Raw genomic sequence first — 25,875 nt, 5'->3', positions numbered from 1 at the left:
TCGACTATCGGCCTAGTTGCACACATGCGCGCCAGTAATCCCGGAACGGCGCAATTTGGGCCGCGAGCGGGCGGCCAGGTTTCGCGAGCGCTGACGGCAAAGCGGACATTCGGCTAGGGAGCTCGCGGTGCCGGGAGCGTGGGTCCATTCACTCACCATAGAACTGTTGTCAGCTACAACCGAGGTGACGCGCTATATCGCGCGCACTATCGTCGCATGCGGAAACGGCCGTCGCAGCGATCACGACGACTTAAGGACAATATCTTTGGCAGCGACTTGGAGAGCCTATCAGGAGGAAGCGGCAGAATTCTTCCGCAGTCTCGGGATGCGGGCATCCACCGATGCGACCGTCCAAGGCGTAAGGACCAAGCACGCCGTCGATGTTTTGGTCGAGATCGATCTCGCTGGCTTCAGTGTCCGGTGGGTTGTCGAGTGCAAGCATTGGAAAGACCCTGTCTCCAAGCTTCACGTCCTCGCGCTTCGGGAGATAGTCTCCGACCTGGGCGCCGATCGCGGTGTCATCCTATGCGAGACCGGTTTTCAATCAGGCGCCTATGAAGCCGCCCAGTTCACCAACGTGCAGGTCACTTCGCTGGCCGAACTCAGCGACAGCTCTAAGGCAGCAATGACATCGTTCAGGTTGCGGGAACTGTTCGACCGTTCCTGCACCGCTCGCGAACGATATTGGGAGATGCCGAAAGCGGAGCGCATAGCAAAAGGCCTTCGCGGCGATGTGAGCGATCCGACCCTCACTTATACGGGCACCTTTGTCGCCGAGGCGGCCGAGCGAATCCTTAGCGTCGCCTTCCGCAAAGGCTATCCGATCGCTTTGGACGCGTTCGATGCGATGAAGCTTAGGTGTGAGCTGCCGGTTATCTTGGCCAACGCTGACGAGGTACTCGAATTGCTTGAACCTGCGATCGCCGATCTAGAGCGCCGACTGGATACCGCTGGCGCTTGAGCGACCGAGGGATGATCGCAAACACAATTTCGTATGCTCCCGTCGGCATTAGTTTCGGAGCAGGCAAGCGATCATTGACAAGATCTCGTCAAAGCTGCCGTGTATCAAGCGAGCTGCAATTACCTGCTTTAAGCTTATCCACAACGTGGCACGGGCGCGGCGATCTCGTTCGGGCTAGGCACGCGACTCGTCTGGTGTTCGACTTTCCCTTCCTTTCGTGGCGCTAGCTGCGCTACCAAAGCATATCTGACCTTGAGGAGCATGGCGTCGACGTGGCGGCAGAACTTTCTTCCTACCAGCGCCGTGTAGAACAATGGCTCGAGGCCTGCTTCCCACCGCACGTGCGGTCCGATCGAGGGGAGCGCACCCATCGGTTCCTGGAAGAGGCGTTGGAGCTCGCCCAGGCGAACGGTGCCACGCGAGAGGACGCTCTGGCTCTTGTAGATTATGTATTCGGACGGCCGACGGGAGAGCCGTCGCAGGAGGTAGGCGGCGTGATGGTGACGCTCGCGAGCCTTTGCAGCGCCTCGGAGATAAACATGGAAGACGCCGGCGATCGTGAGCTGGAACGGAATTGGGAGCGGATCGATCTAATTCGTTCGAAGCAGCAGTCCAAGCCGCATGGATCGCCCCTGCCACAATGAACGTACAGGATGCGATCCGATCTGCGGTCTTTGCGGCGATCGGCGCCGGCGACCGCGTGCGCGAGGACAGAGCGCTTTGATCACCATTTCGTTCGAGGATCAGCCGCTACACGATGTATGCGTCGACCTCGAACGGGCCGAGCAGCTGTTTGGCAGCGTAAGCGCGGCTGCGCTGGTGAACTTTATCTCTGAAGCCAGAGCCTTCGAGAATGTCGACGAGCTCGCCGACTTCCTCGGCGGCGACATAAAAATTCTCGAAGACGATTCCCTTTCCGTCGCGATTGGTTCAGACTATCGAGCGGCCCTTGTTGTGGCCGGCAAGCGTTTCGATCGGGACGCCGCCGGACGAGTCGTCTGGTCGAGCGTAACGAGGTTGAAGCTGGTGCAAATATCGAGGTTGCCTTGACGGACGGACAGGAGTTCACGGCCGACTGGTTCTCGAAGCCGGGAGACTCGCTGCGTGCGCTGATGCTCCGGCGGGGCTTGGCGGTCAACGACGTCGCCAAGCACCTTCACGGCGGCATGGCTGCTTTGCGCGGCCTGCTTGACGGTACCGGATCGATCGACCGGCCGCAGGCGGCGGTTCTCGCCGCGCATCTGGGCGGCACAGAGTCGTTCTGGCTGAAGCGGCAGGCGAACTACGAGGCCGATTTGGAGCGGGCGGTAGATCGCGCGACCGCCACCGAGGGTGACGATTGGCTTCTACTGCCGGTGCCGGGGGATAAGCCGCGCGGTCGGCTTTCGGTGGAGAAGCGTCGGGCGGAGGTTCGGCGGCGGCTGACTTTCTTCAACGTTGGTACTCTGAAGGCGTGGGACGCGCGCTACGGGCGGATCTGCTCGGACACGCTGTTCCGCAAGTCCGAGGCGTTCACGTCAAATGACGCTGCGATCCTGATGTGGCTACGCAGCGGAGAGCTGGGCGCCGACCTAGTCGACACCCGCACTTGGAGCGCTGGCAACCTAGAGGACAGGCTTGGCGATATCCGCAAGCTGTCCAAGGTGAAGAGGCCTGAGCTGTTTCTGCCGAAGCTGAAGGAACTGTGTGCCGAGGCCGGTGTCGCCGTCGTCGCGAAGCGAGCTCCGCAGGGCTGCCCGGCATCGGGCGCCAGCAGGATGGTCGCTTCGGACAAGGCGATGATCCTGCTGAGCTTCCGCGGCCTATCCGACGACAAGTTCTGGTTCACCGTGTTCCACGAGATTGGCCACCTGCTGCTGCATGGCGCCCGGACCTTCGTTGACGGCGAGATGGACGGCAAAGGCGGCGATGTCGCCGAACGCGAAGCGAACGACTTCGCTTCGCGCTGCATCGTGCCGGAGCGCAATATTGAGGAGTTCGAGCAGCTCGGCCCGGCGAAAGATCCGGTGATGCGGTTCAGCGTGAAGGTCGGCGTGTCGGCAGGGCTGACCGTTGGGCAGATGCAGCACCGGGATATGATCCGACCCGATCAGCTCAACTATCTGAAACGGCATTGGAATTGGGAGCAGCTTCAGCCGCTGCTCGATTAGCGGCACAAGCGCTGGCTGGTCATCCCCTATAATGGATGAAGATCTTAGGATTTTTCTGCCAGTTGCACAGCGCGTCCTCCATCACCTCCATGCCGACGTTCAGCCTGGCGTCCAGATCGTCGAGTTTGCCCTGAAGCGTAACGTTTGAGGTCGCGCTGGTCGGGTTGCCATCGAACAGCAGCCGGACGCCTCGGCCCGGTCCCGTTGCCCCGTCAAGGTAAGCGGAGCCTGCCGCGATGGGGGCGAGTCCATAGCGCCCGACGAGCGAAAGATAGTCGAACTTCGCCAAGCGCCCAAAGGACGTGATCTTCAGCATAGCGTAGAGATGGTCGAAGATCGTGTGCGGATCGTTGCCGGCGGACCGCACAGCGTCGGCGAAGAAGGCGCGATGGCCGGCTGGCCCGATCCAGTCCAAATAGTCGGCGACTGCTTGTGCCATCGGCCGCGTGGCGTTTGGCCGCAGGCTCTCGTACTTGCGGTGGTTGCCGAACGCACCACGGATGTTCTGCCAATTGGCGGCGAGCCACTGATAGAAGGCGGTTGGGTCGGCAGTGACCGTCGGCCAGTTCCAGGTTCCAGTGCCCAGTCGGCCATAGACATCCTGAAGCCGCAGCCAGCCGGTATCCGGACGGCGGGCGAAGTGGGTCATCAGGAATATCAGCCAGCCCGCCTCATCGACGTCACCCTGCTGCATGTGGAACGCGACAGCGCGCTCGGCGTCGAATGACGGATCGTTGGGATCCGCCCGGTTGGCCGACACCGGCTTTGCTTGAACACGGCGGTAATAGTCCTCGCGGCGCAGGCTTGCGACGAATTGCATGGCCAACGTCTCCACGGATGCTGCGTCCGGGAGTCCTAGAAGGTCCAGAGGCCCCTTGGCTGCGTCGAGTTCGCTGACGATGCGCTGACGTTCCGCGTTCCTAGATGGCCACATGCTTGTTACCTGGATCCTGCTTGATGTCGATTTGCGGAGTTGCACGTGCCTTGGGCTTCAGGTGCATCCTGGCGTCGACATAGGGATGATAGATGGAATCGGCGAGCTCGGCACGGAGCTGCTTTAAGCGGTTCGGGTGATCTTCAACCCATTCCCGCGCCCAGAACACCTGCAGCAGTCTGACGATGTCCGCCCAGTACGGATCAGCGGTTTCCTTTGAGGCGTCGAGTTCTTCGCCGTTCCGCAGCCGCTGCTCGATCTGCAGCAGGTGGCCGACGAGTTCGAATGGGTTGCCCGCCGGCATTGGAGGCATCTCGATCGTCTGCTGCACGCCTTCCTCGACGTAATCGGCCATGGCATCGAGCTTGCTCTCGTAAACGTGCATGCTGCCGACGTACTGGAGATACTCGCCCATCTCGGCGCCGAGGCGCCGGGCCATCATCTCCTGGATCATGGTGAAGCAGAACACGTCGTGCGGAAGGCCAAAATAGGCGTCGTTCGAGCGCATCGTGACCGACATGTGGAGACGCCCGTCCCGTAGCAGGAACTGCCACGTCGTCGTGCAGGGTATCTCCTTGTGATGGGTAGCGATGTCCTCGGCATTAAACAGCTGCACGACGGCGCGCTTGGATTGGGGGCGTTCTTTCAGCAGCGCCTCGACGCTGGCGAACTGGTCGATGCCGTCGCGCATCCGGATGAGCCGCGGTCCGTACGCACCCTCGAGGGTACCGTTCACGGCGTCGTCGGCATAGCGCGAAACATAGGGTCCGATGAACTCCAGGGTGTCGGAGCCCGAAAGATACCAGATGAGCTCGCCTAGGGCGCTGAACGGTTTGCCGCGGTTTTCCGACCGGCTGATTCGCGCGCGCGGCTTCAATATGCGCAGCGTTACACCCAAGATCTCTCGATGGTCGCCGCGTGTACCGCCGGCCGATTGGCCGTGTTCAAGCAACTTGCGGTATAGCTGGTGCAATACCGCGTCGAGACTTAATCCTTCGATCTCCATCCCACTCGCCGCGCTTGACGACGCTCCTGTGTCATCGTTGTTTCGAGGCTAGAGGATGAAGAGTTTTCTATGAGCGTCAATGAGATGTTTGTGGCTGTCGCCGCAATCCAGTTTCAGCGCGGGAAGCGATGATCGGCGAGAATGCGCCAGATAGCGGCGACGGCATCAATGTGCTTTCAGCGTCGACAATTAGGTCCTTTAGCTGAGAGTAAAAGACTTAGCACCACCACGCCACAATGGACGTCCGCTCGCCTCGTTTGGCGCTCCAAAGCGGACGGGTCGAAACTGACCGGCTGCTCGTGACACCACCTGAACGACCGGCCGCTTTTGGGTTTCCCCCTCGGTACGGCGAACGACCGGGATTAGGGCGCTTTGCCAACTGGCTGGTTTTCGTAATAGCGGACAGGCCCCTCATGGGCCGCTTGCTGCTCGGCAGCTTTTTGGGTGAGAGGCTCATGAAGCGGTCGATCTCCTCCATTCTATTTAGGTCGACGAATGTCCGACGACGGTCGAAAGTACCTAGTAAATGGTACCTAGTAATGTGCGCGATCCGTGATCTCCTGCATCGTCTCGACGCCGTGCTGCGCCAGAAAGGTTTTCAGGCTTTCATACCTTCCTCGGTACGACGCATTGCGGATGCTCTTCGGGCTGAACGAGAAGCCCAACTCTGATACCTTGTCTGATGCAGCCCAGCCTTGCTCCTCGCGGAAGAACAGGGGGCTGAGCAGTTCGAGCAGCGCGCCCGCCGTTGCGTGGTGGTCGGCCTGATTTCGGCAATGCGCATTGATCGCAAATCGCAGCGAACCGACTACAATGTCCACCAAGCTGCAAAACTGCGACTGGCCGATTGTTGAATAGTGTACCCCCAGAATGTTTCCGAGCCGCTTCTCCTTCGAATAGGGGAGGCCAAGCAGGCCGATGGAAAACTTTTCCCGTGTGTGTCCGTCGATCTTGTTACCCTTGTCGTTGAAGCGATCGAGCATAACGATGCCCTGATTTTTCTTTCGGTTCAGGTAGCAATCGAAATGGTACAGCACCGTGTTAATGCCGTTGCGGCGCGCCTCGTCGGCACCCTTGTTCTTCGCTATGTCGTGAAGGACGACGTAGGCGAATAACCGGACGCCGTGCTCCTCTGCCTTGCCAATTATCTCCTCCTTGAGTGCGATGAATTCGGAATGGCTTAGATTGGGCGGCCCGGGATTGAACTTGAGGTGGAAGTCAGGGGCGACCTTGAGGCGCTTGCGTGCACGTTCGATGTCCTCCGACAGGCGCTGAGCCGTGTCAGGGGGAATCGATATGCCTGCATAGAGGAGGAAGTCACCAGACCTCTCTTCCATGTTCGTCTCGTCGCAATACAACAAGTACATAGTCGGTCCTTTTGCCGTCATCTGGGCGACGAACAGCGATTCTGAAAGATCTGCTCTTGCGGGCGGTGCGGCGCTTCTGCCGCAGATCACTTCCGCGCGAGTTCAGTAAGCGGGCGTGTGACGGCGCGTCCGGGATTTTGACTCTTGTCACCAATTCCTCGTCGGCCACGCCGCCCTGCTCCGGTTCGCAAAGGTGCTTTTCGCTTCACTCGGCAGCCGCTAGGTCGCTGGAGGTAACCGAGAGCGCAAGATGTCAAACGACAAACGACGTTCCATGATAACGCATGTCAACCAGCATTGGATACCGCGGTCTTATCTAAAAGCGTGGTGTGATCCCAACCATCCGAACAAGGTCGTTCACACGTACAAGAGCGACGGCACCTATGACTGCTGGCGACCACCGAGCCGAATATTTTCGGCCGAAGACCTTTATACGATTGAATCCAACGGCCAGCGCGACTTGGCAACCGAACGCATCCTCAACAGGATCGAGGACGTTTTTCTCAAAAAGATAAGAGATTTAAGTCGGGGATGCGACCTCGATGATGGCCATCGAGCGGCCATCGCACTTTATACTGCAACGATTCGATCGCCGCGCGCGCGAGATCATTGGCAAGCTTTCAAGGACAGAGTGGTCGCAGTCGGCAACGAAATGGAACAAGCGCTTCGTCGCGCGACCCCCGAGGAGAGAGCTCGAATGGCTGCGATCTCATCAATTGGCGCTCGCGACAGACGGCGATCGATGACGCTTGATGAGGCACGCGCCGCGGCGATCGAACCCTTCGGCAAATGGCTTTTACGCCACATCCGGATTGAGGCGGAGACGCTCGAGCAGCTCAATCTTACAATCGTCGAGGCGCCTGAAGGAATCGGGTTCATTACGTCTGACAATCCGGTCGTGTGGTATAATGCAAACCGGCCGCTCGAAGAACAAGGTCGCTTTGGCCTTGGTTCTCCCGGCATAGAGGTAACCATGCCACTGACACCGCGCCTCTGCGCATTGTTCGACCGCACGAAGCGCACTGGCAGGGCGAACGCCGATCAAGCGTATGTTGATATGATCAACATGCGCACTCTCGCATTTTGCGATGAGCGCTTTGTGGCGAGTTCCTCTGAGCTGGTGGTTGATTGGCGCCAAAGCTAACCGCCCAATAGCTGCGGTGGGATCAGCCTAGAGCGCGGCGGCTTTGGGGTCGTTCAGGAACCGGCTGAATGACCGCTATTGGGGCGCGAAGCTGCCATGGGCGTGGCAGGCGCTTAGCTTAAGCGATTGCTCTCCTTGATTTTATAGGAAACACTTCGCCTCCCTTTCGAAGTTGATCAAGGTGATCGCTCCACCATTGCGCCATGGCTACACGCTCTTTCCAGTGAGCGCCGCGATGATAGGCCGCGCGCACCTTGTCGCTGTCCCCGTGCGCCAATGCGCGCTCGATAGCGTCGGGATGCCATTTTCCGCTTTCATTGAGCAAGGTCGAGGCCATCGCGCGAAAGCCATGGGCGGTCATTTCGTCGGTCCCGTAGCCAAGACGACGCAAGCCTGCGTTGATCGTGTTGTCGCTCATCGGCCGTTTGCTGGAGCGGATGGAGGGGAACACATATCCCTGCTGTCCCGTCAGCGCTTGAGCGTCCTCCAGGATTTTCAACGCTTGGCGTGACAGCGGGACGAGATGGTCTTTCCGCATTTTGGTTTTGCTGGCGGGGATCGTCCACAACGCGCCATTCAGATCGAACTCGCACCACTCCGCGTGTCGCAACTCTCCTGGTCTCACGAAGACGTGCGGAGCCAGCTGCATTGCGATCTTCGTGATCGGCTGGCCTTCGTAACCGTCGATGGCGCGTAACAATTCGCCTACTCTTACCGGATCCAGGATCGCGCCGTAGTGAGTGACGGTTGGCGCAGTGAGGGCGCCACGCAAATCTCTGGTGGGGTCGGATCGAAGCCGGGCGGTAGCGACTGCGTAGCGGAATACCGCGCTCGCAAGTTGCAGGGTGCGCCGGGCACTTTCCAGCTTGCCCTTGCTTTCAATTTTTCGAACAGCGGCCAGCACATCGGCGGGCTCGATCTCAGAGATTGGGAGCTTACCGATCGATCCCTTGAGCAACGACAGAAGATACTCGCTGCGGGTTGCGGTTCCGGGTGCCCACGCCTTCTGGCCATCACGCTTGCGCTTCTCACAGAACTCCGCGGCAATTGCCTCGAAGGTTGTTTCTGCCTGCAGTTTGGCCCGGACCTTCTGCCGTTGCTTCTCTCGCGATGGGTCTTTTCCGAGGGCGAGTAGCTCGCGAGCGTCATCGCGTCTGCGTCGTGCATCCGCCAGCCCAACGGCAGGATAAGCGCCGATCGCGAGCTTCTTCTCTTTTCCGTCGACGCGATATTTGAGCCTCCACAGCTTTCCGCCAGTTGGCTGCACTAAGAGGAAGAGGCCGAGAGAATCTCCGACCTTGTATGGCTTGGCTCGAGGCTTCGCGTTTCTGATGGCGACGTCTGTGAGCGGCATCGTTTTTGGTCCTTCCGCCAGGAGTGGCCCCCATGTGGGGGCCACTCGAATTGCCCGAAGATCGCTGGCCCCCCGAATGGCCCCCAAGGATGAGGGATGCAGCGGGAAGAAATGAGATTTCTTCGGACGACAGAGGGCTAAAAACCCTCGGTTTTCCGCGGGTTTTATAGACTTTATGGGTACATTTGGGAAGGGGCGGCTGGAGCGGGTAGCGGGAATCGAACCCGCGTATTCAGCTTGGAAGGCTGCTGCACTACCATTGTGCTATACCCGCGGCCATGCCGGAGCGAGCGCACTGCCACGACTGCCCCGTGGCGGTCAAGCGGCTGCGATCAGACGCGCAGATATCGAAAATACCACACCTCATGCCCCTGGCGCCGGGCCTTGCGCTCGTAGCGGGTCTCGGGCCAATCGTCCGGACGGGTGAGGAAATCCTGTGCGGTGCGCGCCTGCCATTCGAAGTCGCGGCGCTGGTTCATCACCATCATCGACCAGCGGCAATAAGTGGGGTCGTCGGTGCCCAGCCGGAATTCGCCGCCGGGCTTCAGCTTGGCGGCGATCAGATCGAGCGGGCCGTGATTGACCATGCGGCGCTTGGCATGTCGCGCCTTCCGCCACGGATCCGGGTGCAGCAGGTAGACCCGCTCCAGGCTCGCATCGGGCAGCCGTTCGACCACGTCGAGCGCATCGCCCATGTGCAGCCTGACATTTGCCAGCCCGCCGTCGCGGATATGGCCGAGCGCGCCGACGACGCCGTTCAGGAAGGGCTCGCACCCGATAAAGCCGTGATCGGGGCGCATCGCGGCCTGCCCGGCGAGATGTTCGCCCGCGCCGAAACCGATCTCGAGTTCAAGCGGTCGCGCGTCGCCGAACAGGCGTGCCGCGTCGATCGGCCCTTCCAGCGGGACGGAGACCTTGGGAAGCAGCGTGTCGGCCAGCTCCCGTTGTCCCGCGCGCAGCTTGTGGCCCTTGGCGCGTCCATAGAGGCGACGGATGGTGCTCGGATCGTTCATCGCGATGCCCTTGGCGAAGCGCGCGCGGCGCGGCAAGAGGCGGCGGGATCAGGCGGCGGGGCGCAACCGCGGATTTTCGAGCACGCCAACGCGCGGATGGGCGATGAAATAGCCCTGAAAATACCGCACGCCGAGCGCGAGCAGCTTCTCATAGTCGGCGCGGGTCTCGACCCCTTCGGCGATCAATCGCACCGCGCGCAGGCGCGCCATCTCGATCATCTTCTCGACCAGCAGGCGTCGCGACCAGCTCGACGCGAGCCCGCGGATCAGGGCGGGGTCGAGCTTGATCGCATCGGGGGTGAAGCGCGAGAGCAGGGCCAGCCCGACATCGCCCGATCCGAAATCGTCGAACACCGTCTGCATGTGCATCTTGCGGTGCGCCGCGATGGTGTCGGCCATGCGGCATGCATCGATCCGGTCGTGCTCGCCAAACTCGAACATCAGCCGTTCCGCCGGAAACCCGGTTTCCTTGGCGACCTGCATCGTCCGTTCGCTGTCCGCGAACGGATCGCTGATCACATCGGGGAAGAAATTGATCGCGAGCCGTGCGGTGGTCTTGAGGATGCCCGCCTGGACCGCCTGGGTGATCGCGGCGACGCGGCACTGCTGATCGAAGGCATAGCGGGTCTCGGGCGTGACCTGCGCCAGAACCTCGGCCGCCATCTCGCCATGCGGGCCGCGTGCCAGCGCTTCATAGGCGTAGACTTCGCCAAGCCGCGCATCCCAGATCGGCTGGAATGCCATATGCAGCTGGAAGTCGGGGTCTTCGTCGATCATCTGTAGCGCCTGGGTCTGCATTCACGTCTCCACCCGCCATTTTAGGATGGACGCGACAGCGATGGTTAACCGGCTGCGGGAATCTTCCACATCACGGCCGTAGGGCGGCTATTTCAGCTGACCCGCATCGATGTTCACCGCCGCCTCGCCCCAGGTGGTGACGCGGGAGGTCGCGTTGCCGTTAACGATCGTCCCGATCTCGCTCGGCAGCGGCAGCCGGTCGCGGGGGGCATAGTTGATCGTATCGCCGGGCCGAACGATGCTGACCGCCCAGGTCTGTGCGGCATTTTTTTTGTCAAGCAGACCGCTCAGCCCAGGCCTGACCCAGATTGCGAGCCCGGCATCCGATGCGGCCATCAGATAGGTGTCGCGCGTGCCGACCGGACGATAGAGCCGCAGCGGGCTCTTCACCGCATCGTCGCGACACCATTGCAGCGGCTGTGCGTCCTTTTCCGGGTTCCGGCGCTCCTCCTTGCCGGCCGAACCGCCCCCTTCCATCTGCGCCATCATCGCGTCGAGCAGCGTCCCCGCACCGCTGGTCCGCGCCGGCTTCGAACTTCCCTTGAGCGCGAGCGGGACGGTGCATGCGGCGACCGGCACGGCATCGGTTGCAGGGACGATCCGCTGGGGCCAGCCGAGCGCGGCGATCGCCGCTTCAGTCCGTCGCTGTAGCGAAGCCGCCTCGATCGACTTGGCGGTGTGGCGAATCTTGACCAGCCATTCGCCCATGGGAATCATCGCCAACGCGGTGCTGCGATACGGCCCGTCGGACAGCGCCCAGGCGATCTTGAGCGCCGATGGGTTGGACTGGCCTGGAGGAATGAACGCGACCGGCTCGCCGACCGCGGTCTCGCGACCCAAAGCATTGCGATCCTCGACGGTGAGCCGGGACACGTCGAACCATTGCGCCAGCGACCCGCTCTTCACGCGATAGAGATAGACCGAAACTTCCTCGCTCTGATCGGGAGCGCGATAACTGAAGAACAGGTCGAGCTGGGGTTTGACGAGTTCGGCGCCGGGCGCGCGCTTGAGTCCGATCAGTTCCGGCGGAAAGGTGAAGCCGGTGTGATCGTGGCGGAACGAGATATTTTCGGCCACCTCGATCGTACCGGGCTTGTCCTGAGCGACGGCGGGCGTGACCAACAGCAGCGTGACGGCGATCGAACGACGGAGCATGGCGGCCCCTCCCTGGGGCAGACAGCGTGCCAGCAAACCCCTGAATCGCCAAATGGAATTGGGCCTAGATCACCCGGTCGAAGGCGATGTGGCGCCTGGCCGGATCGGCCTCGACCAGGACAAGGTCGAGGGAGTCGCCCGGCGTCAGCCCGGTCGCTTCGATTCGTGCGGTGACGGGCAGCCCGCACAGCTGGACGCTCGCGCCGCGCTCGCCGATGTCGGTGACCGTTGCGGCGAAACGTTCGCCCTCGCGCCCCGCAAGCGTAACCGACTCGGCCATGGCGATCACCGCCGCGTCGATGCGGGCCGCACGACCGTCCGCACGCGCCATCGCCTTGGGCAAGCGCGCGAAAGCGGCCGTGACATGTGCTGGAACCGCCAGGCCGTTCGCCACCGCGAGCGCCGCCTGGATCACATAGCGGTCGGCGAGACGGCGGAGCGGCGCCGTCGCATGGGCATAGGGCGCGGCGACGGCGGCGTGCCACGGCGTCTCGCCGGGATCGAAGGCACGATATGTCGCGCCATTGCCTGCACGCCGGATCGCCAGCATCAGTGCGGCGTGACGCGGATCGGCAGGATCCAGCCTCCGTTCGAACTGGCTGAGTGTGGCGGCAGCCGGCCAGTCGATCTCCAGCGCCTGCGCGACGATGCGCAGCTGGTCGACGGCACCCGAGGCGGGTTCGGCCATGACGCGGAACAGCCCGGTGCCGTGCGCGATCAAGGCGTCCGCCACCGCCATGTTGCAGGCGAGCGACAGGGCGGCGTTCTGGTCTTCGCTCGGATGGCGCTCGCGAAACACCAGCGCGAGACGCCCATCGGGTCCCGCGCTCACCTCCTGCTCGGGCGGATCGACGCGCGCGGCGCCGCGCTCGGCCTCGGCGCGGGTCAGGCGCGCGGCGAGATCGGCGAATCCGTCGGGCAGGTCCGCCTCCCGCACGGTTTCATAGGCGAGCTTGGCACGGTTGCGGATCACGACCCGCGTCGCGGCATCGAGCCGCACCGCGCCATGTGCGTCGACCCGGATGCTGAAGGCGACGGCCGGACGGGGACCATCGGGCAACAGGCTCGCCGCTCCCTCCGACAGCACGGGCGGGTAGAGGCCAGCCTTGCCGTCGGGAAGGTAGAGCGTCTCGCCACGGTGCCATGCCTCCGCGTCGATCGGCCCGCCCTCGTCGACGAACCAGGCGACATCGGCGATTGCATAATGAAGGATAAGGTCGCGCCCCGCCCGCTCGATCGCGAATGCCTGATCGAGATCGGTGGCGCTTGCCGGGTCGAGCGTGACGAAGTGTCGACCGGTCCAGTCGGCATGATCGCCCGGCACCCGGCGCGCCGCCGCCTCGGCTGCCGTCAATGCCTCCGGGGGAAAGCCCTGCGGGACTTGGAATTCGGTGCGTATGGATCGAAGACCGCGGGTCAGCGCTCGAGAAGGGTCTGCAATGGTCTTCATCGGCCGAGCCTAGCCGCAGCAAACCGGCACGAAAAGGGCGGCGGTCCCGGAAGACCGCCGCCCGTCAAGACGTTCGCCGTGCGCGCGATCAGGCCAGAGCGGCCTTCAGATCCTCGACCAGGTCGGTGCGTTCCCACGGGAAGAAATCGCCGTCGGGCTCGCGACCGAAATGGCCATAGGCTGCGGTCGGGCCATAGATCGGCTTGTTGAGCTTGAGGTGCGTGCGGATGCCGCGCGGGGTAAGGCCGCCGAGCTTCTCGATCTTGCCGATCGCTTCCTCGATCTTGTCGTCGCCGACGGTGCCGGTGCCGTGCGTGTCGACATAGAGCGACAGCGGCTTGCTGACGCCGATCGCGTATGCGAGCTGGATCGTGCAGCGCTGGGCAAGGCCGGCGGCGACGATGTTCTTGGCGAGATAGCGAGTGATGTACGCCGCCGAACGGTCGACCTTGGTCGGGTCCTTGCCGCTGAACGCGCCGCCGCCATGGGGGGCTGCGCCGCCATAGGTGTCGACGATGATCTTGCGGCCGGTCAGGCCGGCGTCGCCGTCGGGGCCGCCGATCTCGAAGCTGCCGGTCGGGTTGATGTGATACTCGGTCGCGTCGCTGAGCAGCTCGGCCGGGATCACGTCGGCGACGACCGACTTCACATAGGCCTTGAGCTCGGCTTCCTGCTCGCCCTGGTCATAGCCCTTGGCATGCTGGGTCGAGACGACGATCGCGGTGCAGGCGACGGCCTTGCTGCCTTCGTAGCGCAGCGTGACCTGGCTCTTCGCGTCGGGCTCGAGAAACGGAGCAGCGCCCGAATGGCGGTCGGTCGCCATGCGCTGCAGGATCTTGTGGCTGTAGTCGAGCGTCGCCGGCATCAGGTCGGGCGTGTCGTTCGCGGCATAGCCGAACATGATGCCCTGGTCGCCCGCGCCCTCGTCCTTGTTGCCGCTGGCGTCGACGCCCTGCGCGATATGCGCCGACTGGCCGTGCAGATTGTTCTCGAAGCGCAGCGTCTGCCAGTGGAAGCCGTCCTGCTCATAGCCGATGCGCTTGACCGTATCGCGCACGGTCTGCTCGATCTCTTCCTTCGCGCCGGGCGCCCATTCGCCATTCTCGTACACGCCCTTGCAGCGGATTTCACCGGCGAGCACGACGAGCTGGGTGGTGGTCAGCGTCTCGCAGGCGATGCGGGCTTCGGGGTCCTTCGACAGGAACAGATCGACGATCGCGTCGGAAATCTGGTCGGAAACCTTGTCCGGATGACCTTCGGATACCGATTCGGACGTGAAGAGATAGCTGGAACGCATGGTTTTCCTCAAAAGAATGGCCGGGCCGTTGCCATGCCCGGCTGGAGCCAGGAGAGATATAAAGCTTTCCTTATATCGCGCCGCCCTAGCGAGCGAAGCGCCGGAAGGCAATGGCGATGGCGAGCTGCAATGCCGCGACGATGGCGGCCGCGAGATTGCCCAGCCGGGCGAATAGCGTCGGCGGGAGCGCGGTTGGCATCGGCGCTTCGATCGCCTTGGATTCGCCCATTCCCGCCGCCGCGACGATCGTGCCCCGCGCGTCGATGATCGCGGAAATGCCGGTCGGCGTCGCGCGCAGGATCGGCAACCCTTCCTCTATCGCGCGCATGCGTGCCTGCGCCAGATGCTGGGGCGGGCCCCATGCGCCGAACCAGGCGTCGTTGGACGGATTGAACAGGATCGCCGGTCGCTTCGCGGGATCGACGGTCTGGCCCGAGAAGATGATCTCGTAGCAGATCTGCATGCCGATCGTGCCGAAGCCCGGAATCGCCAAGGTCTGCGGGCCGGGACCAGGCTCGAAGTCGATCTCTCCCGACACCAGCCGCGATACGCCCAGCGGCTCAAGGATCGTGCGCATCGGCAGATACTCGCCATAGGGGACGAGATGCGCCTTGTCGTAGCGGCCCAGGATCGTACCGGCCGCGTCGATCGCGAACACCGAATTGGTGGCGGCGTCGAGCTTGTCATCGCCCTTGAACAACAGCCCGGTGCCCCCGATCAGCGCGATATCCTTCGGCCCCAGCGTCTGCGCGATCATCGCGCGGACGGTGCGCGGGTCGTTCTTGGCGTACCAGGCGGAGGGATAGCCATCTTCGATCCAGTAATCGACGGTCCCCTCGGGCCATACGATCAGGCGCGGCACGGGGCCGCCGGGTAGGATCGTGGCGGTGTCGTTGGAGAGGCGGAGCAGCTCGGTCAGCGCCTTTTGCGCATAACTGCCGTCAAGCACCGTCTCCTGCCCGACATTGGGCTGGAGCACGCGGACGATCGGGCGCCCCGGTCCAGACGGGGCCGCGACCCCCGCCCCGATTGCGCTGACCGATGCCAGCACGAGCGCAACGGCGACCGCCACCGGGAATCGCCACTGTCGCTGGCTGGCGAGCAGCAATGCGCCTGCAACCACGACGGTAAGCCCCGACAGGGCATAGGTGCCGATCCAGCTCGCGATCTGCGCCACCCCCGATACGGGGAGCCAGATCACCCCCAGCGGGTTCCACGGATAGCCGGTGAACAGAACCCCTCGCAGATATTCGGCAACGATCCAGGCTGCACCCGCGACGAGCACGAACGGCACATCGAGTCTGCGCGCCTGCCCGAACCGCCAGGCGAGCCCCATGGCCAGCGCCGGATAGACGGCGAGGTAGAGCGACAGCAAGACTACCGCGACATAGCCGAGTTCGGCCGGCATCTTGTCCTGGTAGGTGAAGGCGTGCTGGATCCAGTTGTTGCCGACGGTGAAATGGCCAAGCCCGAACAGCCACCCGCGCAGCAACGCCTGTTTGAGCGTCGGCGCCTCGTGCGTCAGCCGCAGCAGGATCGCGAAGCAGACGAGCCCCGCGACCCACCAGTCGAGCGGCGCAAAGGCGGTGGCGGACACGGCGCCGGTCAGCAGCGCGATCAGGCGGGGGCGTGGCAGGGCAGACATCGCGCACCGTATCGGGCCGGACGGTGACAGATACAAGCGCGGTGCGTATTATGGGCTCAGCACACCGAAGGACGCATCATGGCAGATCCCGTTATCGTCGATATCCCCCACAAGCTCGGCCGCGAAGGCGCCCGTGCGCGGCTTGCCGGAGGCGTGGGAAAGATCGGCTCGATGTTCCCCGGCGGCGGCTCCGTGCAGGAACGTTGGGAAGGCGACACGCTGCACTTCACCGTCACCGCGATGGGACAAAGCGTGGCGAGCCGGCTCGACGTGCACGACGACCGCGTCCATGCCGAGGTCGACCTTCCGCCGATGCTTGCATTGTTTGCGGGCAAGATCCGCGAGAAGCTGCAGCGCGAGGCGCCGAAGCTGCTCGAATAAGGAACCCGTAGCGGGATCGACGGTTGGTCGGGGGCGAGGAGACGCCCGATGACCCGACTGTGCCTGATGCTGCCGGTGACGCTTGCCGCCGCCGCCTGCTCGGACGCCACGCCCGAACCACCCCCCGGAACCGAGATCGCGGCGAACGGGATCGCCAGCGCTTCGCAGCCGATCGGGACGCCGCGGGCACTGCCGACCGCATCTGGACCCGGAACCGCGTTCGGCCTGACGCGCCAGCAGCTGGAAGATGCCGAACTGGTCGATACTGTGGGGCGGGAAGTCGGGGAGGTCGAACGCGTCGAAACCGATGCGTCGGGCGACGTGACTGCGGCGATCGTGGAAGTCGCGGACACCGACCCCGATCGGCTGGTTCGGCTTCCGATCACGCGGCTTACCGCCGTCGCCAATGGCGATGGATGGGACCTGCGGGCGATGACAAGCCGCGCGGAATTGATCGCCATGCCGCAGATGGAGCGCTGAACATGCGATCGCGTACCTGGCCCGCCATTGCCGTCGCCCTTCTCCTCAGCGCCGGCCTGGGCAGCTGTGCCGGCGCCGTCGCTGGGCATTATACCGTGACCGGCATGCTCCCGCTCGGCCCGTCGGGCAGCGTTCCCGACTATCTGGCAGAGCGCGAAGCTGCGCAGGCGGTCGCCGCCCCGCTGCCGACTGCGCCGGACGATACGCCGCGCTACCTCAACGCCGGATATTATTCGGTCGACTGAGCCGCATCCGGGGCACTGACCCGCCAGATCGTGTTGCCGACATCATCGGCAACCAGCAGCGCGCCGGTCCGGTCGCCGGTCACGCCGACCGGGCGTCCCATCGCCTTCCCCTCGCCGTTCAGGAACCCGGTCAGCACGTCGATCGGCTTCGAGTCGGGCAGTGGAAGCCCGCGCGCGCCGAACGGCACGAACACCACCTTGTACCCCGACGCCGGAACGCGATTCCACGATCCGTGCAATCCGACGAACGCGCCGTCCGCAAAGGCGTCGCCGAGCCTGATGTCGGTCGCGAAGGTAAGGCCCAGCGGCGCGGTGTGCGGCCCGACCGAATAGTTCGGACGGGCGGTATATTCGCGCAGATCCTCACGCTCGGGTTGGACGCGCTTGTCGACATAGCCGCCCCAGTAATTCCACGGCCAGCCGTAGAAGCTGCCGAAGGTGACCTGGGTCAGATAGTCGGGCGGGGTGTCGGACCCGAGCATGTCGCGTTCGTTGACCACCGTCCACAGCCGCTGCGTGTCGGGATTGAGCGCCATGCCGACCGGATTGCGCAGGCCGGCCGCGTAGATGCGGAAGGTCTTGCTCGCGGGGTCGACCTCGAGGATCGTCGCGCGGTTCTTTTCCGCCTCGAGCCCGTTCTCGGCGATGTTCGAGGATGACCCCACGCTGACATAGAGCCGCTTGCCATCGGCACTGGCGATCACGTCGCGGGTCCAGTGATTGCCCTTGCCGGGCAGGTCGATGACCTTCTCGCCCTTGCCGGTGATCTTGGTCTCGCCCGGCTTGAACGGGAAGCGGATCAACGCATTGTGATTGGCGACGTACAGCGTCTCGCCGAGCAGCACCATGCCGAACGGCGAATCGAGCCCATTGTCGGCGGTGAGCAGCACCGAGCGCATCTCGGCCACGCCATCGCCATCGGCGTCGCGCAGGAGCGTAATGCGGTTGGCCGACGGCACGCCTGCGCCGGCGCGGCCCATCAGCGTCTTCATCACCCACGCCTTGATCCCGCCGCCCTCGCGCGGGGGCGAGTTGCTTTCGGCGACCAGCATGTCGCCGTTGGGCAGGCGGTAGAGCCAGCGCGGATGATCGAGTCCCGTGGCATAGGCGTTGACCGAAAGCCCCTTGGCGGCGGTCGGCTTGGCACCCTGGGGCCAGCCGATCGCCTCGGCGACGTTGACGGTCGGGAAGGTTTCGGAGCGCGGCTGCTCGAATGTCGGGACGCGCCCGGTCACTGCCTGCATCTCCAGCTTCGCGACATCGGGACGCGAGAGATACCAGAAGGCTCCGCCGAGAATGACGACGAGCAGGGCGACGGCGATCAGAAGTTTGCGGGCCAACAGCTATTCCTCGATTTCGACGCGTTCTTCGGGGGGGTGAAGGCGCAGACGACGGACGCGAGTCGCATCGGCTTCGAGCACTTCGAGCGTCCACCCACTCTGATGTTTGAGGCATTCCCCCGCGGCCGGAACGTGCCCGGCGAGGACGAAGGCGAGGCCACCGAGCGTCTCGATATCCTCCTCGACCTCTCCGAGCCTGGGGTCGATCGCCGCGGCGACATCCTCCAGCTCGGCACGGGCATCGGCGTCCCAGCCGCCGCTTTCGAGCGGGTGCCATAGCGCCTCGGGCGCATCGTCATGCTCGTCGTCGATCTCGCCGACGATCTCCTCGACCAGATCCTCGATCGTGATCAGGCCTTCGGTCCCAGAATATTCGTCGAGCACGATCGCAAGATGCGTTCGGCTCGCCTGCATCTGCGCCAGCAGGTCGAGCGTGCCCATCGACTGCGGGACGTAGAGCGGCTGTCGCATGAGGTCGGTGATCTTCGACGGCGGCCCGGCGCCGGCGGCGAGCACGCCGAACACGTCCTTGATGTGGATCATCCCGATCACCCGGTCGAGCTTTTCGCGATAGACCGGCAACCGGCTATGCCCCGCCTCGGCGAACAACCGGACGAGTTCGGCAAAGCTGGTGCCCTCCTCCACCGCGATGACATCGGCGCGCGGGACGCCAACGTCGCCGGCATCGCGCTCGCCGAAATGGAGGAGGTTGCGGAGCATCTTGCGCTCCAGCGGGGACAGGTCGCCCTTGATGTGGCCGTTGCCCCCCTGCTCTTCGCCGTCCGCCGCGTCGATCGCATCCTCGATGCGCTCGCGCAGCGTTTCGTTATGCTCGTCGCCGAACAGGAGCGCGCGCAGGCCGCGCCATATTCCCCCGTCGCCGCTACTGTCGCCGTTCCCGTTGCTACTGGAACCGTCCGCCATCTTGGAGCTCAATCCTCGCGTATCAGATAGGGGTCGGGGATCCCCAATGTTGCGAGCGCAGCGCGCTCCATCGATTCCATCGCCTCGGCTTCGGAATCCCCCTGGTGGTCGTAACCTAGCAAATGCAGCACCCCGTGGACAATCAGGTGCGTGGCATGGTGTTCGACCGAAATGCCCTTTTCTTCCGCCTCGGTGGCGCAAACCCCCGACGCGAGGATGATGTCGCCCAGCAGCACCTCGCCATCGTCGCTGTTCTGCGTCAGCGATTCGATCAGGTCGGGTTCGATCATCGGGAAGGACAGGACGTTGGTCGGCTTGTCCTTCTTGCGGTATTGCGCGTTGAGCTGATGCACCTCGGCATCGTCGGTCAGGCGCACCGCGATCTCGATCACCGCATCGGCGCGGACGAGCTCCCCGAACGGGGTCTGCGCGACCGCCGCCGTCGCCCCTTTCAGCGCCAGTGCGTCCCAGTCGAGGTCGGGCCAGCCGGGTTCGGCCTGGACGGCGACGTCAAGCATCGCCGCCCTCATAGGCATCGACGATCCGGCCGACGATCGGATGGCGCACGACATCGCCGATGCCGAAGCGGATCATCGCCAGCCCCTCGATCCCCTCGAGCTTGTTGACCGCATCGTTGAGCCCGCTCGCCGACGGGCCACCGGGCAGGTCGGTCTGCTTGGGGTCGCCGCACACCACCATGCGGCTGTTCTGGCCGAAGCGCGTCAGGAACATCTTCATCTGCATCGGCGTGGTGTTCTGCGCCTCGTCGAGGATGACGAACGCGTCGGCAAGCGTGCGACCGCGCATGAAGGCGATCGGGGCGATCTCGATCTCACCGCTGGCGATGCGGCGCTCGACCTGTTCGGCGGGCAGGCAATCGTACAGCGCGTCGTAGAGCGGACGCAGATAGGGATCGACCTTGTCCTTCATGTCGCCGGGCAGGAAACCGAGCCGCTCGCCCGCCTCGACCGCGGGGCGCGAGAGGATCAGGCGCTTGACCGATCCGGTGATGAGCTGGGCCACCGCCTGCGCGACGGCGAGATAGGTCTTGCCGGTGCCCGCCGGGCCGAGCGCGAAGATGATGTCGTTCGACACCAGCGCGCGCATATAGGCGGTCTGGGTCAGCGAGCGCGGGACGATCGTCTTGTTGCGCGTGCGGATCATGATCGGCGGTGCGCCGCCGCCGCTGTCGTCATTCTCCGCGCGGACGATGCCGGTCAGCATCGGTTCGGTGGACATGGCGATCACCGCATCGATCAGCCCGGTGTCGATCGGCTCGCCGCGGATCACGCGGCTGTGCAGCTCGACCAGCACTTCGCGGGCATGGGCGACCGCTTCGGTGCTCCCCTCGATCACCACGCGCTGGCCGCGGGCATGGATATAGACGCCGAGGCGCTCCTCCAGCGCCAGGATGTTGCTGTCATATTCGCCGAACAGTTGCGGCAACAGCTGGGGCCGGTCGAAATTGACCTCGACCCGGGCGCGCTGGCCCTGTTGCGCGGGGACGGGCTTGCGGCTCATGCAATCCTTTCGCTGGCTGGAATGTCACTCTCACGCGCATCGCGGCTCCGCCGATGCTCAAGCGCGTGCAGGGGCGACAGCGGGCCATGATGGGCCGAACCGGTGTGCAGCGCGGAGGTTCCGTTTCGCATGTCGTGGCGGGAGGATGGCAGAGCCGGAGCGGGCAGGACAGCGGAAATCGGTCAGCCGACGTAAAAGCTGCACGACCGTGTCCGATCGGCAACGAGGGACCAGGACTCAACAGGCTGCTATTGTACCTTGATTTCAGTCCACAAATGCATTCACCAGCGGCGGAGGGAAGTAGCGGGGGGTTGATCTGATGCCGGGTTGGTACGGTTTTGGTCGCGATCTTGAGAGCGAAACGCGACTCAGCTTGACGCGAGGCATCGGCGATAGCGCCGCAATGCTCGTCGCGGCAGAGCCGCTCCAGCTCGGGACCCCCGGCGCGGATGCCATCACCGGCACGCCGAATGACGACCGATACATCACCGGGCCGGGCGCCGACACCGTACGCGGCGGCGGCGGCAACGACAGCATCAATGGCTGGACCGGCGACGACATCCTGTATGGCGAGGCTGGCGACGACAACCTTGTCGGTTTCCTCGGCAACGACATCCTGTACGGCGGCGACGGGAACGACACGCTCGACGCTTCGGACGAACTCGCGCTCGATTACGATTGGGCGGGCTTCTACGCGCGCCTCGCGGAGCAGGCCGGGTTTCCGGCGAACTGGAATGTGGGGCCGGAGCTGCCTGCCAACCATCGCACGACCAGTTACTTGTACGGTGGAGCGGGGAGCGACATCCTGGTGGGTGAAAACACCGCGGGCAGCTTCGGTCCGGCATCCGGATTGCGCACGACCTATATGTTCGGCGGAACCGGCGACGACATCTACTATGCCCGCTTTTCCGACCAGAATTACATCTTCGAGAATGCCGGCGAGGGACGCGACCATATCTACCTGATGTATCGCGAGTCGCCGGGAAGCGGCACCGTCTTCTATATGCCTGCGAATATCGAGACGTTGACGGGAATCCTGGGATCTGCCGGCCATGTCACGATCGTTGGCAACGCTTCCGACAACTATATCATCACCGATGGCCGGATCAGCCCTTCGCCGACCCGTGGCGCCACCGTCCTGGCCGGGGCAGGCAATGACGGCGTGGAAGGAACCGACTTCACCGACATCCTGTTCGGCGAGGATGGTAACGACTCGCTGCGCGGCGGGCTTGGCATCGACACGTTGATCGGCGGAACGGGTGACGATTCGCTCTACGGCACGTCGAGCGAGCATGAGGCGGACGCGCTCTATGGTGGCGCGGGCAACGATTATTTCGAGGTCGACAACATCGCCGACCTGGTGTTCGAGGACGCCGGAGGCGGAACCGACACCGTCTATGCCGTCATTTCTGGCAACGGCTATTATCTCTACGCCAATATCGAAAATCTGTCGCTTGGCGGCGGTGCGACCTTCGGGGTCGGCAACGCGCTCAACAACAGCATTCGGGGCGATCAGAACGTGGCGACGGCAGAGACGCTGCTGGGCGGAGCGGGCGACGATCTGATCAACGGCTATGGAGGCAACGACATCCTCTATGGCGAGGCCGGGACCGACACGCTCTACGCTGGAGACGGGATCGACTTCGTCGCTGGCGGGGATGGCGACGACTATATCTATGGCGAGAACGGCGCCGATTCACTGCACGGCGAAGCCGGCAATGACGTGATCTGGGGCGGCAGCGATTTCGCCACCGACATCATGACCGGCGGCGACGGCAACGACACGCTGCGCGCGGATTCGGGGCTGGGCGACTATGACATCCTCAACGGCGGCGCGGGCAACGACTTCTACTATGTCGATACCCATGCCGACGTCATCTACGAGGCGGCGGGCGGCGGCACCGACACCGTCTATGCCAACATCTCCGGCGGCGGCTATTATCTCTACGCCAATGTCGAGCGCCTGTTCCTGCAGGGAACCACGATCCTGGGGGTCGGCAACGAACTCGACAATGTGATCTCCGGCAATAGCGGTACCAACTGGCTCTACGGCATGGACGGCAATGACGAGCTGTCCGGCGGAGCGGGCGACGACGTGCTGATCGGCGGTAATGGCAACGACACGATCCGCGACGGCAGCGGGTCGGACGCCCTGTATGGCGAGGCCGGCAACGACGTCTTCTTCCTCGAGGGCGGAGAGACCGGCAGCGACCTCTATTATGGCGGATCCGGTGCCGACAGCTACATCGTCACCGGCGGCGCGGGGCAGCGCGACTATATCGCGGACTTCGAGGCAGGCATCGATCGCATCCAGTTCTACTCCAGCGTCTTCGCGTCCTACGCCGCGATCCAGGCAGCGATGACGCAGCAGGGGAACGACACCGTCATCAACCTGGGCAATGGCGACTTCATCGCTTTGCTAGGTGTCCAGATGTCGACGCTGCGGGCGAGCGATTTCGGCTATTCGAGCGCGGAAGCGGCAGCGGAGCCCGACCACGCCATGTCGGCGGCCTTTATCCCCACCTATGCCGAGCCGACGGCGCTGACGTTCGGCGGATTCTAGCGCGCTCCTCCCCTACTCCGTCCCCAGCCAGGCGCGGCGGAAGGCGCGTTGGCGGGCGTCGGGCTTGCCCCCTGCTTTCTCGAGCGGGACGATCGCGAATTTTGGGTCGGCGAGCGGGGTGATGTCGGTGGTGCTGGCACCGGCGCGATTGGCGTAGGCCAGCGTCACGGCGACCCCCGGCTTCATCGCGGCGAGCGCAGCGCGCCAGTCGGCGGTGCTGGCGATGCGCTGTCCGTCCACCGCGACGATCGTATCGCCCCGGTCGAGCCCGGCGCGGTAGAGCGGGCTGCCCGGCACCGGGATTTCGGCGAGCGTCACCGGGTCCTCGCCGCCGCCGGTGACGTTGGTCGCGCCGATCCACGCCTTGTTAGCGTCAGCCGGACGCAGCACCAGCCCGGCCTGGGCCAGCAGCGGCGCGAAATCGGGCAGGTTGCCGCTGCGAATATAGGAGTCGAAGAACTGCTTCGCGAAGGCGGGGTCGCGGGTCAGTTCGGCGAGGCCGGCCTGCAGATCGGCGGTGGTATAGGGTTTGACCGGGGCATAGTCGCGCTGCGCCGCGCCGTTCCGCTTCCACATATGCCGCATATAGGCGTCGAGATCGGTGCCGAAACGCTGGCGCAGGGTGAGGTCGAGCGCGAGGGCGATCACTGCGCCATAGGGATAGTAGGACGTGAAGATGCGTTCGTTCACCGGGTCGATCGAGGTCGCGGCATCGACGAAGGGCGCGCGCAGGCTCATCTCCTGCGGCGAGCCATAGCGTCGGCCGGGGCCGTTGACGACATAGTCGAGCGTGCCGGCGAGCCCGGCAAGCGTGGTGTCCAGCGTGGCCTCCCCGGCCCGCAGGATCGACAGCGGGCCGTAATATTGGGTGAAGCCTTCGGCGAACCACAAGGACGGCGTGGGATCAGCCTTAGTGAAGTCGAACGGCTCGAGCTCGGCCGGGCGCAGCCGCTCGACATTCCAGCTGTGGATGAATTCGTGGCTGAGCGTGCCGAGCTGGGCGAACTTGCCGTCGGCGAGCGAGCGCGGCTGGCTGATGATCGTCGAGTTGCGATGCTCCATGCCGTCGCCGCTGATCTGCGGCATGTAGTCGGCGATGAAGGTGTAGGTGCCGAAATCGTAGCGCGGCGCCCCGCCCCACAGCCGGATCTGCTCGGCGACCACGGCCTTTGCCTTTTGCGCGAACCGGTCGACGGTTTCGGCGCTGTCCTGGCTGTGCACGGCGAGGCGGATCGTCTGGGCGGTGTCGCCGGTGCCGACGGTCCATTCGCGCAGCTGGAAGTCGGACAGCTCGGTGGGGCTGTCGAGCAGATATTGGAGGTGCGGTGCCCAGAAGCTGGTGGTGCTGCCCGCGACCGGGGGCAGCTGGGTCGCGACCTTCCAGCTGGGGTCGGCGGGGCGGAAGGTGACGCGGATCGGGCGGTCGTCATAGCCCGCCGCCCAGACGAGCGTCGCGGGCATGTTGAGATGCGCGTGGGTCTGGTCGATCTGGCTGTAGGTGCCGTCGCCGCGGTCGCCATACAGGGTGTAGGAGAAGGTGACGGTGCCGTCGTGCCGGGCGACGCGCCAGCTGTACGGATCGGTGCGATCGATCGGCAGGTCGCGGCCGGCACCGTCCTTTGCCGAGACCGAATAGACGTTCTTGGCGAATTCATGGAGCGCGTAGCGGCCGGGCGATGAGCGGGCCATGCGGAATTCGACCGCGCCGGGCTTGAGATCGCGATAGGTGACCGCGATCCGCGCCTCGCGATGCGCGGCATTGTCGAAGCTGAGATCGTAGGAGACCGGCGCATCGGGGCCGGGGTCGCGCGCCTGCCCGGCCTGTGCGGTGGCGGCGACCAGCAGCGGCGCGGCGAGGGTGAGGAGGCGGGCGGTCTGGTTGCGAAGCATGGGCTGTCCCTGAGGTTTTGGGGACCGTGGCCGAGCGGCTGCGCCGTGTCCAGACGGGGTGGACGCGGGGTGTCCGACGATGCTGACGAAAAAGCGGGGGTTGCGGGGCAAGGCGACGGGTTCGCGACCGCGAGCGGACGGGTTGGCGACGGGATGACACCCGTGGCGCGACACCGATGCGACACCTGCGCGACTCCGACGCGACACAATCGCGGCTGGGTACGACAGGGGCGCGACGGCGAGGCGACCGGCTGACA

The 25,875-nt window shown here is 64.2% G+C and carries 24 protein-coding genes and 1 tRNA gene; 9 read left to right on the top strand and 16 right to left on the bottom strand.

What is annotated here, in order from left to right:
• Nucleotides 1–184: 184 nt before the first annotated feature.
• The 4 genes from ABS767_RS06320 to ABS767_RS06305 all read left to right on the top strand — a co-directional run bounded on the left by ABS767_RS06320 (nucleotide 185) and on the right by ABS767_RS06305 (nucleotide 3,111).
• Complete coding sequence (locus ABS767_RS06320) at nucleotides 185–961, top strand: restriction endonuclease (protein WP_408077508.1); 777 nt, start codon at nucleotides 185–187, stop codon at nucleotides 959–961.
• Nucleotides 962–1,233: 272 nt separating this feature from the next.
• Entirely contained in the window at nucleotides 1,234–1,605 is a 372-nt protein-coding gene (locus tag ABS767_RS06315; protein ID WP_408077507.1) for a hypothetical protein, read from the top strand.
• Between the two features lie 76 nt (nucleotides 1,606–1,681).
• On the top strand, nucleotides 1,682–2,011 hold the full coding sequence (locus ABS767_RS06310; RefSeq protein WP_408077506.1) for a hypothetical protein: 330 nt from the start codon (nucleotides 1,682–1,684) through the stop codon (nucleotides 2,009–2,011).
• A complete protein-coding gene (locus ABS767_RS06305) occupies nucleotides 2,008–3,111 on the top strand; it encodes an ImmA/IrrE family metallo-endopeptidase (protein WP_408077505.1) in 1,104 nt (367 codons plus the stop codon). The genes ABS767_RS06310 and ABS767_RS06305 overlap by 4 nt, the downstream gene beginning before the upstream one ends.
• A 19-nt stretch (nucleotides 3,112–3,130) precedes the next feature.
• Here the strand turns inward: ABS767_RS06305 and ABS767_RS06300 are convergent, their stop codons facing one another.
• The 3 genes from ABS767_RS06300 to ABS767_RS06290 form a co-directional block, all read right to left on the bottom strand.
• Nucleotides 3,131–4,045, bottom strand: coding sequence for an alpha-glutamyl/putrescinyl thymine pyrophosphorylase clade 3 protein (locus tag ABS767_RS06300; protein ID WP_408077504.1), 915 nt, complete (start codon nucleotides 4,043–4,045; stop codon nucleotides 3,131–3,133).
• Complete coding sequence (locus ABS767_RS06295) at nucleotides 4,032–5,051, bottom strand: thymidylate synthase (RefSeq protein WP_408077503.1); 1,020 nt, start codon at nucleotides 5,049–5,051, stop codon at nucleotides 4,032–4,034. The genes ABS767_RS06300 and ABS767_RS06295 overlap by 14 nt, the downstream gene beginning before the upstream one ends.
• 533 nt (nucleotides 5,052–5,584) lie before the next feature.
• Complete coding sequence (locus ABS767_RS06290) at nucleotides 5,585–6,418, bottom strand: hypothetical protein (RefSeq protein ID WP_408077502.1); 834 nt, start codon at nucleotides 6,416–6,418, stop codon at nucleotides 5,585–5,587.
• Nucleotides 6,419–6,668: 250 nt separating this feature from the next.
• On the opposite strand from ABS767_RS06290, the gene ABS767_RS06285 reads away from it, so the two are divergent.
• Nucleotides 6,669–7,562, top strand: a complete 894-nt coding sequence (locus ABS767_RS06285; RefSeq protein ID WP_408077501.1) for a DUF4238 domain-containing protein — start codon at nucleotides 6,669–6,671, stop codon at nucleotides 7,560–7,562.
• Between the two features lie 118 nt (nucleotides 7,563–7,680).
• Here the strand turns inward: ABS767_RS06285 and ABS767_RS06280 are convergent, their stop codons facing one another.
• The 8 genes from ABS767_RS06280 to lnt all read right to left on the bottom strand — a co-directional run bounded on the left by ABS767_RS06280 (nucleotide 7,681) and on the right by lnt (nucleotide 16,274).
• The gene (locus tag ABS767_RS06280; RefSeq protein ID WP_408077500.1) at nucleotides 7,681–8,916 is read right to left on the bottom strand and encodes a tyrosine-type recombinase/integrase; all 1,236 of its coding nucleotides are present in this window, start codon (nucleotides 8,914–8,916) and stop codon (nucleotides 7,681–7,683) included.
• 200 nt (nucleotides 8,917–9,116) lie between these two features.
• Nucleotides 9,117–9,190 (bottom strand) — tRNA-Gly (locus tag ABS767_RS06275).
• A 58-nt stretch (nucleotides 9,191–9,248) separates the two neighbouring features.
• Nucleotides 9,249–9,929: a tRNA (guanosine(46)-N7)-methyltransferase TrmB gene (gene trmB, locus ABS767_RS06270; protein ID WP_408077499.1), complete on the bottom strand. Its 681-nt coding sequence runs from the start codon at nucleotides 9,927–9,929 to the stop codon at nucleotides 9,249–9,251.
• Between the two features lie 48 nt (nucleotides 9,930–9,977).
• Nucleotides 9,978–10,727 (bottom strand): EAL domain-containing protein, encoded by a 750-nt coding sequence (locus ABS767_RS06265; RefSeq protein WP_408077498.1) that lies wholly within the window; start codon nucleotides 10,725–10,727, stop codon nucleotides 9,978–9,980.
• A gap of 87 nt (nucleotides 10,728–10,814) precedes the next feature.
• A complete protein-coding gene (locus tag ABS767_RS06260; protein WP_408077497.1) occupies nucleotides 10,815–11,882 on the bottom strand; it encodes a hypothetical protein in 1,068 nt (355 codons plus the stop codon).
• A 64-nt stretch (nucleotides 11,883–11,946) separates the two neighbouring features.
• The gene (locus tag ABS767_RS06255; protein WP_408077496.1) at nucleotides 11,947–13,332 is read right to left on the bottom strand and encodes an RNB domain-containing ribonuclease; all 1,386 of its coding nucleotides are present in this window, start codon (nucleotides 13,330–13,332) and stop codon (nucleotides 11,947–11,949) included.
• An 88-nt stretch (nucleotides 13,333–13,420) separates the two neighbouring features.
• On the bottom strand, nucleotides 13,421–14,629 hold the full coding sequence (gene metK, locus ABS767_RS06250) for a methionine adenosyltransferase (protein ID WP_408077495.1): 1,209 nt from the start codon (nucleotides 14,627–14,629) through the stop codon (nucleotides 13,421–13,423).
• An 85-nt stretch (nucleotides 14,630–14,714) separates the two neighbouring features.
• Nucleotides 14,715–16,274, bottom strand: a complete 1,560-nt coding sequence (gene lnt / locus ABS767_RS06245) for an apolipoprotein N-acyltransferase (protein ID WP_408077494.1) — start codon at nucleotides 16,272–16,274, stop codon at nucleotides 14,715–14,717.
• A gap of 78 nt (nucleotides 16,275–16,352) precedes the next feature.
• Here lnt and ABS767_RS06240 point away from each other — a divergent pair, with 78 nt between their 5' ends.
• The 3 genes from ABS767_RS06240 to ABS767_RS06230 are packed head-to-tail and all read left to right on the top strand — an operon-like array spanning nucleotide 16,353 to nucleotide 17,380.
• Nucleotides 16,353–16,655, top strand: a complete 303-nt coding sequence (locus tag ABS767_RS06240; RefSeq protein ID WP_408077493.1) for a polyhydroxyalkanoic acid system family protein — start codon at nucleotides 16,353–16,355, stop codon at nucleotides 16,653–16,655.
• A 48-nt stretch (nucleotides 16,656–16,703) separates the two neighbouring features.
• Nucleotides 16,704–17,135 carry a PRC-barrel domain-containing protein gene (locus tag ABS767_RS06235; RefSeq protein ID WP_408077492.1) on the top strand — a complete coding sequence of 144 codons (432 nt, stop codon included), beginning with the start codon at nucleotides 16,704–16,706 and terminating at the stop codon, nucleotides 17,133–17,135.
• Between the two features lie 2 nt (nucleotides 17,136–17,137).
• Complete coding sequence (locus ABS767_RS06230) at nucleotides 17,138–17,380, top strand: hypothetical protein (RefSeq protein WP_408077491.1); 243 nt, start codon at nucleotides 17,138–17,140, stop codon at nucleotides 17,378–17,380.
• Here the strand turns inward: ABS767_RS06230 and ABS767_RS06225 are convergent.
• From ABS767_RS06225 to ABS767_RS06210, 4 genes are read right to left on the bottom strand one after another with little or no spacing between them, the layout of a single operon-like run.
• Nucleotides 17,365–18,720, bottom strand: coding sequence for a PQQ-dependent sugar dehydrogenase (locus ABS767_RS06225; RefSeq protein ID WP_408077490.1), 1,356 nt, complete (start codon nucleotides 18,718–18,720; stop codon nucleotides 17,365–17,367). The two genes, ABS767_RS06230 and ABS767_RS06225, sit on opposite strands and share 16 nt — an antisense overlap.
• A 3-nt stretch (nucleotides 18,721–18,723) precedes the next feature.
• Entirely contained in the window at nucleotides 18,724–19,644 is a 921-nt protein-coding gene (locus tag ABS767_RS06220) for a hemolysin family protein (RefSeq protein WP_408077489.1), read from the bottom strand.
• An 8-nt stretch (nucleotides 19,645–19,652) separates the two neighbouring features.
• On the bottom strand, nucleotides 19,653–20,162 hold the full coding sequence (ybeY, locus tag ABS767_RS06215; protein ID WP_408077488.1) for an rRNA maturation RNase YbeY: 510 nt from the start codon (nucleotides 20,160–20,162) through the stop codon (nucleotides 19,653–19,655).
• Nucleotides 20,155–21,165, bottom strand: a complete 1,011-nt coding sequence (locus ABS767_RS06210; protein WP_408077487.1) for a PhoH family protein — start codon at nucleotides 21,163–21,165, stop codon at nucleotides 20,155–20,157. The genes ybeY and ABS767_RS06210 overlap by 8 nt, the downstream gene beginning before the upstream one ends.
• Nucleotides 21,166–21,568: 403 nt before the next feature.
• Here ABS767_RS06210 and ABS767_RS06205 point away from each other — a divergent pair, with 403 nt between their 5' ends.
• On the top strand, nucleotides 21,569–23,728 hold the full coding sequence (locus tag ABS767_RS06205; protein WP_408077486.1) for a calcium-binding protein: 2,160 nt from the start codon (nucleotides 21,569–21,571) through the stop codon (nucleotides 23,726–23,728).
• A 12-nt stretch (nucleotides 23,729–23,740) separates the two neighbouring features.
• Here ABS767_RS06205 and ABS767_RS06200 read toward each other — a convergent pair whose 3' ends face one another.
• Nucleotides 23,741–25,618: a M61 family metallopeptidase gene (locus ABS767_RS06200; protein ID WP_408077485.1), complete on the bottom strand. Its 1,878-nt coding sequence runs from the start codon at nucleotides 25,616–25,618 to the stop codon at nucleotides 23,741–23,743.
• Nucleotides 25,619–25,875: the final 257 nt, after the last annotated feature.

This window comes from Sphingomonas plantiphila, assembly GCF_046000505.1.
In the GTDB taxonomy this organism is placed as follows: domain Bacteria; phylum Pseudomonadota; class Alphaproteobacteria; order Sphingomonadales; family Sphingomonadaceae; genus Sphingomonas; species Sphingomonas plantiphila.
Note: the sequence above shows the minus strand (reverse complement) of the source record. Positions and strands in the feature narration are given on the sequence as shown.

Coding starts and splice junctions, on each gene's coding strand:
- lnt (WP_408077494.1), bottom strand. CDS start 16,274: ATGTCTGCCCTGCCACGCCCCCGCCTGATCGCGCTGCTGACCGGCGCC.
- ABS767_RS06290 (WP_408077502.1), bottom strand. CDS start 6,418: ATGTACTTGTTGTATTGCGACGAGACGAACATGGAAGAGAGGTCTGGT.
- ABS767_RS06230 (WP_408077491.1), top strand. CDS start 17,138: ATGCGATCGCGTACCTGGCCCGCCATTGCCGTCGCCCTTCTCCTCAGC.
- ABS767_RS06285 (WP_408077501.1), top strand. CDS start 6,669: ATGTCAAACGACAAACGACGTTCCATGATAACGCATGTCAACCAGCAT.
- ABS767_RS06200 (WP_408077485.1), bottom strand. CDS start 25,618: ATGCTTCGCAACCAGACCGCCCGCCTCCTCACCCTCGCCGCGCCGCTG.
- ABS767_RS06260 (WP_408077497.1), bottom strand. CDS start 11,882: ATGCTCCGTCGTTCGATCGCCGTCACGCTGCTGTTGGTCACGCCCGCC.
- trmB (WP_408077499.1), bottom strand. CDS start 9,929: ATGAACGATCCGAGCACCATCCGTCGCCTCTATGGACGCGCCAAGGGC.
- ABS767_RS06255 (WP_408077496.1), bottom strand. CDS start 13,332: ATGAAGACCATTGCAGACCCTTCTCGAGCGCTGACCCGCGGTCTTCGA.
- ybeY (WP_408077488.1), bottom strand. CDS start 20,162: ATGCTTGACGTCGCCGTCCAGGCCGAACCCGGCTGGCCCGACCTCGAC.
- ABS767_RS06235 (WP_408077492.1), top strand. CDS start 16,704: ATGACCCGACTGTGCCTGATGCTGCCGGTGACGCTTGCCGCCGCCGCC.
- ABS767_RS06280 (WP_408077500.1), bottom strand. CDS start 8,916: ATGCCGCTCACAGACGTCGCCATCAGAAACGCGAAGCCTCGAGCCAAG.
- ABS767_RS06265 (WP_408077498.1), bottom strand. CDS start 10,727: ATGCAGACCCAGGCGCTACAGATGATCGACGAAGACCCCGACTTCCAG.
- ABS767_RS06205 (WP_408077486.1), top strand. CDS start 21,569: ATGCTCGTCGCGGCAGAGCCGCTCCAGCTCGGGACCCCCGGCGCGGAT.
- ABS767_RS06210 (WP_408077487.1), bottom strand. CDS start 21,165: ATGAGCCGCAAGCCCGTCCCCGCGCAACAGGGCCAGCGCGCCCGGGTC.
- ABS767_RS06240 (WP_408077493.1), top strand. CDS start 16,353: ATGGCAGATCCCGTTATCGTCGATATCCCCCACAAGCTCGGCCGCGAA.
- ABS767_RS06300 (WP_408077504.1), bottom strand. CDS start 4,045: ATGTGGCCATCTAGGAACGCGGAACGTCAGCGCATCGTCAGCGAACTC.
- ABS767_RS06295 (WP_408077503.1), bottom strand. CDS start 5,051: ATGGAGATCGAAGGATTAAGTCTCGACGCGGTATTGCACCAGCTATAC.
- ABS767_RS06220 (WP_408077489.1), bottom strand. CDS start 19,644: ATGGCGGACGGTTCCAGTAGCAACGGGAACGGCGACAGTAGCGGCGAC.
- metK (WP_408077495.1), bottom strand. CDS start 14,629: ATGCGTTCCAGCTATCTCTTCACGTCCGAATCGGTATCCGAAGGTCAT.